The sequence below is a fragment of the Oceanobacillus sp. FSL W7-1304 genome (genome assembly GCF_037969805.1).
Lineage (GTDB): Bacteria > Bacillota > Bacilli > Bacillales > Amphibacillaceae > Oceanobacillus > Oceanobacillus profundus.
Genome location: NZ_CP150211.1, coordinates 698,384 through 713,250, shown reverse-complemented (window position 1 = coordinate 713,250; position 14,867 = coordinate 698,384). Strand labels below are relative to the sequence as shown.

The following is a 14,867-nucleotide window of genomic DNA, read 5'->3' as shown; positions in this document are numbered from 1 at the left end:
GCTTCCGCTTTTGGTTTATTTCTGCTATACTTTCATAATAATGGGGGGAGAGCATGATGGGGGAGCGGGTTGTACAAATCTTACAGCATTATCGTCATGATTTAATGAATCATTTGCAAATTGTCCAAGGATATGTTGGGATGAGAAACATAGAGAAAGCTGAGAAGAAACTTGGCGAAATTGTAGATTATTACAATGAAGAACGGAAACTAATGAGTTTGAATATGCCAGAATTTATGATTTGGATTATCCAATTTAATGTGCGTTATGAAAATTTACGGCTAACATATAAAGTTCATTCGGAGTATAAAAACCTGCATGTATCGGATTCTATACTTGTAAAACAGTTTCAGGATTTTATGGAACGATGTGTGGATATTCTTAATCCAGAAGAGCTTTATGAGGTTACTCTAGTCATAGAAGAAAGCTCGGATACAAGCATGAAAATAATGCTTTCAATCCCTTGCAAAACGGATGAAGCAGAACAATTAATGGAAAGCATCAAGAAAATGCAAAGAGATGGAGCTGCGGAAATAGTGATTGCTAAAACGATGGTTGGACTATGCTTTGGTTTAATTATTTCGCAGTAATAATGAGGTGAATCACAATGTTTGTAGATCAAGTCAGTGTATACGTGAAAGCTGGAGACGGTGGTAATGGTCTTGTAGCTTATCGAAGAGAGAAATATGTACCGATGGGCGGTCCTGCCGGCGGCGATGGCGGTAACGGTGCAGATATTATATTTAAAGTGGATGAAGGACTTAACACGTTAATGGACTTTAGATATAACCGCCACTTTAAAGGAAAGCGCGGAGAAAATGGAATGAGTAAGACACAGCATGGCAAAAATGCTGCGCCTCTAATTCTACCTGTTCCCCCAGGCACGACAGTTCTTGATGAAGATACTGAGGAAGTAATTGCTGACTTAACGGTGCATAACCAGCAAGCTGTCATCGTTCGTGGTGGGAGAGGCGGACGTGGGAACACGCGTTTTGCAACACCGAGAAATCCAGCGCCAGATATGGCTGAAAACGGAGAGCCAGGACAGGAAAGAAACATTAAAGTGGAGTTAAAGCTAATTGCGGACGTTGGACTCGTTGGGTTTCCAAGTGTTGGAAAATCTACCTTCTTGTCAGTAGTAAGTGCAGCTAAACCTAAAATTGCGGATTATCATTTCACAACACTGTCACCAAACCTAGGTGTTGTTGACACAGGTGATCAGCGAAGCTTTGTTTTAGCGGATCTTCCAGGGTTAATTGAAGGTGCATCGGTTGGCGTTGGCCTTGGCCATCAGTTCCTTAGGCATGTGGAACGAACACGTGTAATTGTTCATGTTATTGATATGGCAAGTATTGAAGGCAGAGACCCATATGATGACTATTTGAAGATTAATCAAGAATTAGAAGCGTATGACGCGAACTTATCAAAACGACCGCAGCTTATTGCGGCTAACAAAATGGACATGCCTGGAGCAACAGAAAATCTAGAGAGATTTAAAGAACAATTAGGGGAAGGTTTACCTATTTATGAAATTTCGGCATTGACAAGAGAAGGATTAAGAGACATTCTATTTGCAATCGCTGACCTCTTGGAAACGATACCTAAAAATAAGACAGAAATAGAGGATATCGATGAAACGGTTGTTTACCGTTATCAGAAAGAAGAAGAACCATTCCATATTACAAGAGATCCAGACGGTGCCTTTGTACTTTACGGAAATAAAATTGAAAAGCTATTTAAAATGACAGATTTTCAGCGAGATGAAGCTACACAACGCTTTGCAAGACAACTGCGTGGCATGGGTGTAGACAAGGCATTAAGGGAAAAAGGTGCAAAAGATGGCGATACGATTCGCTTATTAGATTTTGAATTTGAATTCATTGAATAAGCATAGTTTTGCTTTTAGGGGGAGGAACTGTTTTTGACGGAGATAGGCTATTTAGGACCAAAAGGGACATTTACAAAATTAGCAGTTGATACTGCTTTTGGCGATGAAGTGAAGCAAAGCTTTCAAACGATACCGGAATGTATTGATGCTGTCGATAATGGCGCCATTGATATTGGTGTTGTTCCCCTGGAAAATGCGATAGAGGGAACAGTGCAGATTACGGTTGATTATTTAATTCATCAGGTAAGGCTTCCAGTGGTTGCTGAAATCGTTGTACCAATTCAACAGCATTTGTTAGTACGAAAAGATTTTAATGGAAAACTATCGGATATTCAAGAAGTGCATTCGCATAGTCATGCGATAGCGCAGTGCCATCAATTTTTACATCAAAATTTGCCACATGCCAGCACTGTTTTCTCAACTTCTACAGGGAAAGCAGCTGAGATTGTAAGCGAGCAAAACGAACCGATCGCTGCAATAGGAAATAAGCTTGCCGCTAGTGAGTATGGCTTACAAATATATAAGGCTAACATACATGATTATCCAAATAATCACACGCGCTTTTTAGTGCTTACAAAGGACAGAGATTTGGTGCAAATTAAGCATGAAGCCCATTTGGAGCGCACAAGCTTACTAATTGGATTACCAAGTGATAAGCCGGGAGCGTTACATCAAATACTATCTGCATTTTCTTGGCGTAAAATGAATCTATCAAAAATCGAATCACGTCCAACGAAAACAGGACTTGGAAATTATTTCTTTATTATAGATGTTGACCAACCGTACGATAATGTACTATTCCCAGGTGTGAAGGCAGAATTGGAAGCATTAGGTTGTGAAGTAACCATTCTCGGTACATATCCAGTTTACCATATGAATATTTAGAAAAAAGTCAGGTCGAAAAGCCTGGCTTTTTTAGTGTTTTATTTTACAGAATGACCTTGATTGATTTAATTTTAGGGAATCGCTTTTTTATCTCTTTTGTAAAAATAGCTTACTTATTTAAATGATTTCCTGCAAAAGACTGTCATAATTCATGGGCAACTTTTATTCAAGTAGTGCATATGCTGATATAGAGTAATTAGCCCAGATTCTAAAGCAATGAAAGGAGTATGGTTCATTTTGAAAATACACATTGTACAAAAAGGAGACACTTTGTGGGAACTCTCCAAAAAGTATGGCGTTGATTTTGAAGAGTTAAAAGCAATGAACTCACAGTTATCAAGTCCAGATATGATTATGCCAGGAATGAAAATAAAAATTCCAGGAGATGCAAAATCTGTTAAAAAAGAAACAGTAAAGCAAGTCAAAAAAGAAGAAGTTAAGCAGCCGTATGTCGACATGTCACCAAAGCCGATGCCAGTAATTAAAGAAGACGATACGAAATTGCACCAAGTTGTAAAACCAGAAATGCCTGTTCCATCACTGCCGCAAATGCCAATTATGGATCAGGATATAAATCAATATACGACAATAAACTTTCAGCAGATGCCTTATCCCATGAAAGCACCTGAAGGAAAACCAAAGCAGGAGATTAAACCAAAGCAAGAAATGAAACCACCTAAACAGGAAATAAAGAAGGAGGTTAAAAAAGAAGTAAAGCAACCGATTCCTGAACAGAAACCAGTTATGGAGCCGATGCATCAGCCCATGATGGAACCAATGCATTATCAAATGCCAATGTATCATCATCCCATTCAACCGTGTTGCCCTCCAATGATCCCGATTTTTATCCATCCTTGTCCGCCTTCACCTTGTCATCATCATCATCACGGGGCACATCCTCATGGAGGGTTTATGGCACCTCAATTTATGCCTCCTCATCAAGGTGGACAGTATGCAGCTGATATGTCAGATTGCGGATGTGGATCAAGGGAGTTGGTGGATTACTATCCAGCAAATACAGCTGACATTTCTGGAGAAGAACGTTTTAAGCCAATCCAACCGCTAACGACTGGCCAAACGTATCCACCACAATTTGAGAGACAGAAGACAGATGGTATTACTTACCCGAAACCACCAATGTTCCCACAGTTTAATTCAACAAATAATAACCATGAAAGTGAATAATCATAATTATATTTTCTAACGAGACGAATGCAGTTCGTCTCTTTTATTTTGCGTCTTTTTTGCTGCAGTATTTTGAATGCTCATTTGTCTTCATGGAACAGCATCCTTTAAATTGAAAAAAGTTAAATTAGTGATAAAATAAATGATAAACAGGCAATTTGCAAGGAGAGAATAGCATGGAAAATGAAGTAAATAAAATTGTTAAGTGGTTACAGGAGCAAGTAAAACAGGCTCAAGTAGACGGATTACTTGTGGGAGTAAGTGGCGGGCTTGATTCAGCTGTGGTTGCGAATTTAATTAAGCGCGCTTGTCCAGATAACTCTCTTGGTGTAATGATGCCAATTTATACATCAGATTCAAATCTTTATGATGCGCGAGATGTTATTGAACAAGCATCCATTGATTCACTAATCGTTGATTTAACGGATACACATCACGTAATGTACGAGCAAATTCAGAACCGTCTTAAAGAAAAGGGACAGTTCAATAAAGCGAATGATCAGCTTGCGGGTGCAAACCTCAGAGCAAGACTTCGTATGAGTACATTATATACCATTGCTACTAACTATAATTATTTAGTTGTAGGTACTGATAATGCAGCGGAATGGTATACTGGTTACTTTACAAAGTATGGTGATGGTGGCGTAGATATACTGCCGATCGTTGATTTTACAAAAACAGAAGTTAGAGAAATGGCTGCATTTCTTGGTGTTCCTGAACAAGTGGTTACAAAGAAGCCAAGTGCTGATTTATGGGAAAATCAGACAGATGAGAAGGAAATGGGAGTCGCTTACGATGTCATCGACGCTTATTTGAAAGGTGAAGAAATCTCGGCTGAAGATAAAGCAACAATTGAAAGAATGCACGAGCGAAGTGAACATAAACGTACAAGCTTACCGAAATATAATCGAAACTAGTTTTCCTTAATTTAACTGTGTAAATAGACCTCCATTATACAAACTACCTGTAAGGAGGTCTATGTTTATGAATAGAAGAAAATCGATATGCTTCATTCTGCTGTTTATGCTTCTCATCGGCTGTAATGCAGAAAATGAAACATCTGAGCAGCGAAAGGATGACGTCGTTCAACCAATCCATTTTGAGCCTAAGACGGATGCAAATAATCGTTATGAATCCAAACAGCCATCCATTGGCGAGCGGGGTGGATATCCACAAAGTAAGCAGGAGGGTGTTAACGCCTCTGACTTTACTCATTACTCGGATGCCTTTACGAACGAAGAGTCAGCTCGTATAACAGAAGAGTTAAGCAAACAAAAGGATATTATACAAGCACAGGTTGCATCGACAGAAGATCGTATTGTGGTTGCCGTCATACTTCGCGAACACTTTAACCATGATGTTACACAAAATATCAAACAAGAGGTTAGAGAAATTATACCAAATACTGACAAGCAAGTTATTGTATATACTGATGATATTGAATGGGACCGTATGAAAAACCTGGACGCAAGATTACGGGCGAAGAATAATGGAGATGATCTAGAAACGTTTATTGAAGACCTTTTTCAATTAAAAGACTAACTAATGAACCGACCTATATACTAACCTTGAAATATCCTCTATATGGTTTATTCTTTTCCTGCACTGCTTTTTTTGATATAGTAAGGAAAGAATTTCTAGAGAGGAGAATATCCGAGTGGCTGGTCATTCTAAATGGAAAAATATACAGAAAAGAAAAAATGCACAGGATGCAAAAAAAGGAAAAATCTTTATGCGTCATGCTAAAGATATTTATATAGCGGCAAAACAAGGTGGATCAGACTTGGATACAAATGCCGGGCTTCGAATGGCAGTTGAAAAAGCGAAAGCTGATAATATGCCGAATGATAATATTGAGCGTAATATTAAAAAGGCTACGGGAACACTTGATGGAGCAAATTATGAAGAAATTACGTATGAGGGTTATGGTCCGGGTGGTGTAGCTGTTATTGTTCATGTATTGACGGACAATAAAAACCGTACAGCCGCAGAAGTGAGGCATGCGTTTAAAAAGAATGGCGGGAACTTAGGTGAAAGTGGAAGTGTAGCCTTTATGTTCGACCGAAAAGGCTACATTGTTATTTCTAACACAGACGGTTCCATCGAAGAAGATGAATTAACTTTAGCTGTACTTGAAGCGGGCGCAGAAGATATCGAATCCCATGAGGATGCATTTGAGATTTATACTACACCAGATGAATACCAAGAAGTGGTCGATCACCTTATGCAAAATGGTTATGAAATTGCGGATAGTGAGGTAACGTTAATTCCACAAAATTATAACAAGCTTTCAACTGAAGATGAAGAAAAGATGATGACACTTCTTGATACATTAGAAGAGAGTGAGGACGTTCAGGATATCCATCACAATTTGGAAACGTCCGATTAAATCTGTGATAAACTTCTATTTCGATTAGGAATAGAAGTTTATCTTTGTGTTATGAATTCTGCTTATGACCTTAAGTCATAGGGTGACAACATTCGATAAGTAAGAAGGTAACCTCTCCAATGAATGAACTTTTATGTTAAAATAAGTGAAGGAATGATTATATGATAGCGTATATTAAGGGGCAGCTTGTGTCTGTTTTAAATGAGTCGGTTGTCGTTGATGTACATGGGATAGGTTATGAAATAATTTGTGCCAATCCATTTGCATTTCAATCTGCATTAAACAAAGAATTACTTATACATACATACCATCATGTCCGTGAAGATAGTCAAATCTTATATGGATTTAAAAATGAAGATGAAAAATATTTGTTTATTAAACTTATATCGGTCTCTGGTATTGGCCCAAAGGGTGCCTTAGCGATTCTTGCAGGTGTCGATATTTCTGAATTTGTAGCTGCTGTTGAAAGGGAAGACGACAAATTTTTGACAAGCTTTCCTGGGGTCGGAAAAAAAACAGCCCGTCAAATGATTCTCGATTTGAAAGGAAAACTAACTTCCGTATTCTCGATTCAAGTTGAGATTGAACAAGTTACAGCTTCAGCAGACTCGAATGCTGCAGTCTACAAGGAAGCAGAAGAAGCATTGCAAGCGCTAGGCTATACAGACCGAGAATTAAAAGCTGTAATTCCATTGCTAAGAAAAGAAAATATCTCCAATACAGATGAAATTATTCGAAAAGCACTAGGGTTACTTGTTAGAAATTAGGAAAGGTGGGACGGAAGATGGAGGATCGGATGGTAACTGGTGAATTACAAGAAGATGATACGTCGATTGAATTGAGTCTTCGTCCTGAAAGTTTAAAGCAATATATTGGACAAGATAAAGTAAAAGAGAATCTGAGCATTTTTATTCAAGCTGCAAAAATGCGGAATGAACCACTTGATCATGTATTGTTATATGGACCTCCTGGTCTTGGAAAAACTACCCTTGCAGCAATTATTGCAAATGAGATGGGGGTTAATTTTCGATCGACATCAGGACCAGCGATCGAACGGGCGGGAGATTTAGCAGCAATCTTGTCTTCCCTTGAGCCTGGCGATGTTTTATTTATTGATGAGGTGCATCGCCTGCCACGTTCGGTGGAAGAAGTATTGTACTCTGCAATGGAGGATTTCTTTCTTGATATCGTAATTGGAACCGGACCTAGCGCACGATCGGTTAAAATTGATTTACCACCATTTACACTTGTCGGAGCGACAACACGAGCAGGATTGCTGACAGCACCACTCCGTGATCGTTTTGGTGTGTTAAGCAGGCTGGAATTCTATGAAGCAAAAGATTTATGCGCGATTGTGGAACGAACAGCTGAAATTTTCCATACAACCATAACAAAGGAAGGTGCAATCGAGGTTGCACGGAGATCAAGGGGCACACCGCGAATTGCAAACAGATTGCTAAAGCGAATACGAGATATTTCCCAAGTAAAAGGGGAAGAGGAAATTTCGCTTGAAACAACAGATCAGGCACTAGGCATGCTTCAAGTAGATGATGCCGGACTTGATCATATTGATCATAAGTTATTAAAAGGTATAATTGATGGGTTCCAAGGTGGGCCAGTTGGATTAGATACAATTGCTGCAACGATTGGTGAAGAACCACAAACGATTGAGGATGTCTACGAACCATATTTACTGCAAATTGGATTTATTCAACGAACACCAAGAGGAAGAATTGTAACGGCTAAAGCATACCAGCATTTTGGCATAACAAAGCATGAGGAATGATAAAATTGGGTAAGCTTTTTATCGTAATCGGTATTTTATTTGTCATTATCGGGTTAGTCTGGACGTTTATTGGGAAATTACCGGGGGACATCGTAATTAAAAAAGGGAATTTTACGATGTACTTTCCGATTGTGACATCAATCGTGATTAGTATTATTTTATCCATTATATTTTTCATCTTCGGTCGATTCCGTTAAGATACAGTAAGGAGTTTCATTATGAATATTGAAGACTTTGATTTTGATTTACCTGAATCGTTAATCGCACAAACACCGTTGAAGGATCGTACGGCATCCCGATTGCTTGTGTTGAATCCGGCGACGAAGGAAATAACACATCAGCATTTTGCAGATATCAAAAATTATTTTAAAAAAGGGGATTGCCTCGTACTAAATGATACTCGCGTACTGCCTGCAAGGCTATATGGTGTTAAAAAAGATACGGGTGCTAATATTGAGGTCCTTTTATTGCATCAAGAAGAACAGGATACATGGGAAGTACTTACCAAGCCAGCTAAAAAGGTGAAAGTAGGCACAGAGTTAATCTTTGGTGATGGAAAGCTGAAAGCGACCTGTACTGGATTAAAAGAGCATGGTGGAAGAGAAATGAAATTTTCTTATGATGGTATTTTTTATGAAGTGCTCGATGAGCTTGGTGAAATGCCGCTTCCGCCTTATATTAAAGAACAGCTTCCAGAAAAAGAACGTTATCAAACTGTTTATGCAAAGGAAGAAGGATCAGCTGCAGCACCGACGGCAGGGCTTCATTTTACAACCGAGCTTTTAGAAGAAATTAAAGAGCTTGGTGTAAACATCGCTTTTATCACGTTACATGTTGGTTTAGGTACGTTCAGACCTGTTAGCGTCGATGATATTGATGAACACGAGATGCATTCTGAATTCTATCAGATGACAGAAGAAACAGCTGCAACATTGAATGAAATAAAAGCAAATGGCGGTCGAATCATATCTGTGGGTACTACATCAACAAGAACGTTAGAGACAATCGCCAGGGACAATGACGGCAAGTTTGTAGCAAGCAGTGGTTGGACAGATATCTTTATTTATCCACCTTATCAATTTAAAGCAATCGATGGATTAATAACAAATTTCCATCTTCCAAAGTCAACATTAATTATGTTAGTTAGTGCACTTGCAGATAGGGAAACAGTTTTACATGCTTATCGAGAAGCGGTTAGAGAGCAATATCGATTCTTCAGCTTTGGAGATGCGATGTTAATTTTATAAAAGAGGTAAGAATAAAATGACACCAATAACATATGAATTAATTAAAACAGATAAACAGACAGGTGCTCGGCTTGGTCGAGTTCATACCCCACATGGTTCATTTGATACACCAACATTTATGCCGGTAGGAACACTTGCAACAGTAAAAACAATGAGCCCTGAAGAGTTGCAGCAAATGAATGCGAATATTATCTTGTCAAACACATACCATCTATGGTTACGGCCTGGGGAAGATATTATCCGTGAAGCAGGTGGACTTCATAAATTCATGAACTGGGATGGAGCGATTTTAACGGATTCCGGTGGTTTCCAAGTGTTTAGTTTGAGTGATATGCGTGAAATCACGGAAGAGGGTGTCCACTTCCGAAGTCATTTAAATGGGGACAAGCTCTTTTTATCTCCAGAAAAGGCAATGCAGATCCAAAACGCACTTGGGTCTGATATTATGATGGCATTTGATGAGTGTCCACCATATCCAGCTTCTCATGAATATATGAAAGCTTCTGTTGAGCGGACATCTCGCTGGGCAGAGCGTTGCCTAGAAGCGCATGAGCGAAAAGATGTACAAGGCTTATTCGGCATTATTCAAGGTGGCGAATATGAGGATCTCCGAAAGCAAAGTGCTCAGGACCTAGTATCGTTAGATTTCCCTGGTTATGCGATCGGTGGTTTATCTGTAGGTGAGCCAAAGGATATTATGAACCGCGTGCTCGAATCAACGACACCATTAATGCCTGCAAATAAACCACGTTACTTGATGGGGGTAGGTTCACCAGACTCATTGATTGATGGAGCAATTCGTGGAATTGATATGTTTGACTGTGTGCTGCCAACCCGAATTGCACGAAATGGTACATGCATGACTTCAAATGGGCGATTAGTTGTTCGGAATGCGAAATATGCACGCGATTTTGGTCCAATTGATGAAAATTGTGATTGTCATGTATGTAAAAATTATACACGTGCATATATCCGTCATTTAATAAAATGCAATGAAACGTTCGGATTCAGACTTACGACTTATCATAACCTGCATTTTCTGTTAAAATTAATGGAGCAAGTTCGAGCTGCTATAAAAGAAGATCGTCTTGGAGACTTCAAGGAGTCCTTCTTTGAGCAATATGGTTTAAATAAACCGAATGCAAAGAACTTTTAATGCTTAAGAATAGAAAGGGGTGAATGTTCATGGAAATGCTCGTTTCATTATCACCGATTATTTTGATGTTTGTTATTTTCTATTTCCTGCTTATCAGACCACAGCAAAAGCGTCAAAAGCAAGTTAGAGAAATGCAAAGCGATTTACAAAAAGGCGATGATATCGTAACAATTGGTGGGCTTCATGCAAAGGTTCATGCACTAGATGAAGGAACAGTTGTTCTTATCACAAATGATGGTGCCAAGCTTACGTATGACCGCTCTGCAATTCGTGAAGTAAAACAAGGGTAAGTGTATCCATGTTATAAGCTAAGGAACGTTGGTCTTTGGCTTATACAGATACATGTATTATGTATGAACGTACATAGAATAAACAAAATACTCAGCAGGCAGTTAAAAATAAAAAGAAGTTAGTGCAATTTGCATTAACTTCTTTTTATATGGATTTAATTGTGTAGCGTACCTATTCAACTTGACCGCCAATAAGATTGACTCCAATAATTCCGCCTACTAATGCAGCAGCTAGAAAGCCAAGATGATGGATTGACTGCTCTAATGAAAAACCTTGCTGGTATCCTAAATATTGCACTAAAAAAATCAGTAATGTAAAGCCTAGCCCAATGGTTGTACCGATTAACCATCCTTTTGATTTCCCTTTTGCTCCTGCGGTAATTCCGCCTAGAAATAAAGCGAGTATACCAATAATTAATGTAGTCCACTTTAATCCTGGTTCATCAAAAGCTGTAAACTGTAAGACAAGTGCTAAAACTACACTAGACAATAAAATAATACCAAGTACTACAATCCAGCCATACAACAATGCAGTTAATTGATTTTTTTGCATATTCCATTCTCCTCTCTCATGATTGTCTGCTTATGTCCATTTTATTCGGACAAATTGTATTTAGAAGAAAATATTTATAATTTTCCAAGCATACAATATTAGTACCCAGATCTCCAAATGCGAACAAATTATGTTGAAAGAGGGCTAATATGGATGTCATACTAGCAATAGTAATATTTATCGTCAGCTATTTTTTTATTATGACCGAACGAATTAATCGTGCAACAGCTGCACTATTTGGTGGAACGCTCTTACTATTAACAGGGATCTATACAACAGAGGATATATTTTTCCACTATATTGATTGGAATACGATTGCATTATTGTTTTCCATGATGGTGATCATATCAATTACAGAAAAGACAGGTCTATTTACGTTTATTGCCATTCGCTTTGCGCAAAGTGTACGAGGAGACCCTATGTTCTTATTAATCGGTTCGATAGTACTCACCGCAATAGGGTCTGCTTTTTTGGATAATGTAACAACGGTTTTAATTTTTGTTCCAGTCATGCTAAAAATCACAAAGCTTCTGAAGCTTCCGGCATTTCCTTACTTATTAATGATTATTTTCAGTTCGAATATTGGAGGGACGGCAACACTGATTGGTGATCCACCGAATATCATGATTGGACAGGCGGTAGAGCATTTTACATTCTTAACCTTTCTCGCACATACTGCACCAGTAGCACTATTTTTGTTAATTCTACTCATCTTGATTAGTTATCTTTTATTCCAAAAAAGATTAAAAACGTATCAGCCAAATCTAAGCGAACTCCTCTCCATTGATGCAAAAGAAAACCTGGTAGAGTCCACTATATTATATAAATCGGTCACAGTCCTAATTATGACCGTTACAGGCTTTCTTCTACACGCTGCAGTACATGTTGAAATGACCACAATCGCTTTAACAGGAGCAATTTTATTATTATTGCTAACAGAAAAAGATGTGAAAACAGAAGAAATCTTATCTAAGGTAGAATGGGTAACGTTATTCTTTTTTATTGGTTTATTCACAATTGTTGGAGGTCTGCAGCATACAGGTGTTATTGATGAAATAGCTAGATTAATTGTTGTTTCAACAGAAGGGGATTATGTGAAAACAACATTACTCATTTTATGGATATCCGGCTTTGCTTCCGGCTTTATCGATAATATTCCATTTGTTGCCGCGATGATACCAGTTATCCAAGAGTTTGAAACATATGGCATGGTATATTTAGACCCGATTTGGTGGGCGTTAGCGCTAGGATCCTGTTTAGGGGGAAATGCAACGCTTTTAGGTGCATCAGCAAATGTAGTTGTTGCTGGATTAGCAGAAGCTGATAATCAGAGAATTTCCTTTCTGCGTTTTATGAAATATGGAATTGTGATTGTCGTATTATCTTTAATCGTTTCAACAGTGTATATATATATTCGCTATTTGATTCCTTACATGGGATAAGAAAATGACACCTGTTATTCAAGTGTCATTTTTTTATTTCTTCTTATTGAAAAATGGTATTTGTCTAAGCTCATCTTTCGTAATAAATTTTAAAGCAAACAAAAGAATGATATAGATGGCTCCAAGTATAACTAAAACAGATAGAAAAAGAATTACATGTGGTTCCATCGTTTCATAGATACGTTTCAGAAAACTACCAAACAACCAAGTGAAAGCAAGAAGAACAATCATTTTACAAATATCTAGAAAAGGGATAGAATACCCAATTACTTTTCTCAGTACTGCCAAATGTAATAATGTAACCAGGACAACCCCTGTACATAATCCAATTGCTGCCCCCATAATTCCAAAATTTGGGTTGGAGGCAAGTATAACTAATACAACGGACTTTAGTGCAACACCAAAGAGACTATTCCACATGGCAGGCTTTGCAAGGTCGAGGGCCTGCAGTGCAGCTTGAAGCGGTGACTGAATGTAATGCAGTAAAAAGAATGGAGCCATCAGCACTAAATAATGGCTTGCATCTCCTGTTCCATACATATACGTAAGTAATTGTACGGCGAATATCGAGAGGACTACAGTTGAAATACCTCCAGATGCAAATGAGATACGGATTGATTGGTGAATCCGGTAATGAATTAAGGCTATATTTTTCTTTGCTTCTGCTTCCGCAATAGATGGTACGAGTGCAACAGCAAGGGAATGGGTAATAAAAGTTGGGAGAAAAAGTAATGGCATCACATAGCCAGTTAGTTCTCCATATTGCTTCGTAGCGACAGCACTTGCAACCCCGGCAATTGCCAAGCTTTGGACAACGAGTATTGGTTCTAGAAAGTTCGAAATAGACCCAATCATTCTGCTTCCCATGCTTGGAAGGGCAATGGATAGCAGTTCTCTGACAACATTTTTACTTGATTTCAAATAAGAGAAAAAACGATGTCTTAATCGTAAGGTTTTCTTTCGCTTGAATGTATAAATCATATACATTAGGGATATAAATTCTCCAATGATGACACTTATCATTGCTCCAGCAGCAGCGTATTCAATGCCATATGGAAGTAAAAGATTTACGAAAAATGCAACACAGGTAATTCTTACAAGCTGCTCAATCACTTGTGCATAGCTTTGCGGCTTCATGTTTTGCTTTCCTTGGAAATAGCCTCTTAGCACAGCTGCAATTGCAGTAATCGGGATAATTGGGCTAATTGCAAGAATAGGGAGCATTGCCCGACTATCGGTTAACAAAGTAGAAGCGATGTATGGAGCGCCAACAGCCATTACAATGGTAAATACAATACTTGAGATAAAGGTAATCATGAGAGATATTACAACAATCTTTTTTACTTTTGCTTGGTCATTAGCAGCGTCCGCCTCGGCTACTCTTTTGGATATTGCAACCGGTAAACCAAGTTGTGTTAATGTCATTACTAAAAAGAGTGTTGGGAGAGCCATCATATATAAGCCAATACCTTCTTCTCCCATTAGCCTTGCCACAACAATTCGATTAATGAACCCCATAAAACGAGTAATCATTCCAGCAACGATTAAGATGATTGCCCCTTGTAGAAATGTTTGTTTGGTCATTTTATTCGACCCGCCTTCTCAAATAATAAAAATTACTATACAATGATATATATGCTAAATAGTGGACAAAGCATGACAAGCTAAAAAAGTATACGATAGGAATTGGTGGGATAACATGGAAATTATACAGGGCGTTAACGAGTGGAAGCAGGTCGTTCAACCGGCTTTAGAAAGTAAAGCGGATGAACTGGAAATGATGGGTTATTCGCAGGCAACACCTGATGATGTTTGGAATTGTCTCGTACAAAAAGTATGGAAAGGCGAACCGGATAAACGAATTCATGAAGTTATACAGGATATTTTTCATATGGCATCCAACACGTATTTAAGCTATTTAACAATAAGCTCATACCAAAACGAAGATTTGATGGCTTCAATTGCCGCACTAACTGGAGCAGGAGAGACGATAAAAGAATAAAATTTACATATACATATCGTAATAGTTATTGGTATAAAAGGAGG

Annotated in this window: 17 protein-coding genes; 15 read left to right on the top strand and 2 right to left on the bottom strand. The window is 38.3% G+C overall.

Going from position 1 to position 14,867, the window contains the following annotated elements; translation table 11 throughout:
- Positions 1 to 53: 53 nt before the first annotated feature.
- The 13 genes from NYE61_RS03725 (at position 54) to yajC (ending at position 10,826) form a co-directional block, all read left to right on the top strand.
- Positions 54 to 590: a Spo0B domain-containing protein gene (locus NYE61_RS03725; protein WP_095307176.1), complete on the top strand. Its 537-nt coding sequence runs from the start codon at positions 54 to 56 to the stop codon at positions 588 to 590.
- Between the two features lie 17 nt (positions 591 to 607).
- Positions 608 to 1,888, top strand: a complete 1,281-nt coding sequence (obgE, locus tag NYE61_RS03720; RefSeq protein WP_095307175.1) for a GTPase ObgE — start codon at positions 608 to 610, stop codon at positions 1,886 to 1,888.
- A gap of 33 nt (positions 1,889 to 1,921) precedes the next feature.
- Positions 1,922 to 2,773, top strand: coding sequence for a prephenate dehydratase (gene pheA, locus NYE61_RS03715; RefSeq protein WP_095307174.1), 852 nt, complete (start codon positions 1,922 to 1,924; stop codon positions 2,771 to 2,773).
- 237 nt (positions 2,774 to 3,010) lie between these two features.
- On the top strand, positions 3,011 to 3,958 hold the full coding sequence (safA, locus tag NYE61_RS03710) for a SafA/ExsA family spore coat assembly protein (protein WP_118889091.1): 948 nt from the start codon (positions 3,011 to 3,013) through the stop codon (positions 3,956 to 3,958).
- A gap of 176 nt (positions 3,959 to 4,134) precedes the next feature.
- On the top strand, positions 4,135 to 4,875 hold the full coding sequence (nadE, locus tag NYE61_RS03705; RefSeq protein WP_251659052.1) for an NAD(+) synthase: 741 nt from the start codon (positions 4,135 to 4,137) through the stop codon (positions 4,873 to 4,875).
- Between the two features lie 67 nt (positions 4,876 to 4,942).
- Entirely contained in the window at positions 4,943 to 5,500 is a 558-nt protein-coding gene (locus NYE61_RS03700; protein WP_095307170.1) for a YhcN/YlaJ family sporulation lipoprotein, read from the top strand.
- Positions 5,501 to 5,615: 115 nt separating this feature from the next.
- Positions 5,616 to 6,347, top strand: a complete 732-nt coding sequence (locus tag NYE61_RS03695) for a YebC/PmpR family DNA-binding transcriptional regulator (RefSeq protein WP_095307169.1) — start codon at positions 5,616 to 5,618, stop codon at positions 6,345 to 6,347.
- A 161-nt stretch (positions 6,348 to 6,508) separates the two neighbouring features.
- A complete protein-coding gene (gene ruvA / locus NYE61_RS03690; RefSeq protein ID WP_095307168.1) occupies positions 6,509 to 7,114 on the top strand; it encodes a Holliday junction branch migration protein RuvA in 606 nt (201 codons plus the stop codon).
- Between the two features lie 17 nt (positions 7,115 to 7,131).
- Positions 7,132 to 8,133, top strand: coding sequence for a Holliday junction branch migration DNA helicase RuvB (ruvB, locus tag NYE61_RS03685; protein ID WP_095307167.1), 1,002 nt, complete (start codon positions 7,132 to 7,134; stop codon positions 8,131 to 8,133).
- Positions 8,130 to 8,330, top strand: a complete 201-nt coding sequence (locus NYE61_RS03680) for a DUF2905 domain-containing protein (RefSeq protein ID WP_168927290.1) — start codon at positions 8,130 to 8,132, stop codon at positions 8,328 to 8,330. The genes ruvB and NYE61_RS03680 overlap by 4 nt, the downstream gene beginning before the upstream one ends.
- A 21-nt stretch (positions 8,331 to 8,351) precedes the next feature.
- Positions 8,352 to 9,380, top strand: a complete 1,029-nt coding sequence (gene queA, locus NYE61_RS03675; RefSeq protein ID WP_303447350.1) for a tRNA preQ1(34) S-adenosylmethionine ribosyltransferase-isomerase QueA — start codon at positions 8,352 to 8,354, stop codon at positions 9,378 to 9,380.
- 16 nt (positions 9,381 to 9,396) lie between these two features.
- Complete coding sequence (gene tgt / locus NYE61_RS03670; protein WP_095307163.1) at positions 9,397 to 10,536, top strand: tRNA guanosine(34) transglycosylase Tgt; 1,140 nt, start codon at positions 9,397 to 9,399, stop codon at positions 10,534 to 10,536.
- A gap of 29 nt (positions 10,537 to 10,565) precedes the next feature.
- The gene (gene yajC, locus NYE61_RS03665) at positions 10,566 to 10,826 is read left to right on the top strand and encodes a preprotein translocase subunit YajC (RefSeq protein WP_095307162.1); all 261 of its coding nucleotides are present in this window, start codon (positions 10,566 to 10,568) and stop codon (positions 10,824 to 10,826) included.
- Between the two features lie 172 nt (positions 10,827 to 10,998).
- Here the strand turns inward: yajC and NYE61_RS03660 are convergent, their stop codons facing one another.
- Entirely contained in the window at positions 10,999 to 11,379 is a 381-nt protein-coding gene (locus tag NYE61_RS03660) for a TIGR04086 family membrane protein (RefSeq protein ID WP_095307161.1), read from the bottom strand.
- A 149-nt stretch (positions 11,380 to 11,528) separates the two neighbouring features.
- Between NYE61_RS03660 and NYE61_RS03655 the strand changes: the two genes are divergently transcribed.
- Positions 11,529 to 12,821, top strand: coding sequence for an ArsB/NhaD family transporter (locus tag NYE61_RS03655; RefSeq protein WP_303447349.1), 1,293 nt, complete (start codon positions 11,529 to 11,531; stop codon positions 12,819 to 12,821).
- Between the two features lie 33 nt (positions 12,822 to 12,854).
- On the opposite strand, the gene spoVB is transcribed toward NYE61_RS03655, so the two are convergent.
- Positions 12,855 to 14,405, bottom strand: a complete 1,551-nt coding sequence (gene spoVB, locus NYE61_RS03650; RefSeq protein ID WP_303447347.1) for a stage V sporulation protein B — start codon at positions 14,403 to 14,405, stop codon at positions 12,855 to 12,857.
- Positions 14,406 to 14,520: 115 nt separating this feature from the next.
- Here spoVB and NYE61_RS03645 point away from each other — a divergent pair, with 115 nt between their 5' ends.
- Entirely contained in the window at positions 14,521 to 14,823 is a 303-nt protein-coding gene (locus tag NYE61_RS03645) for a post-transcriptional regulator (RefSeq protein ID WP_095307157.1), read from the top strand.
- The last annotated feature ends 44 nt before the right edge of the window (positions 14,824 to 14,867 follow it).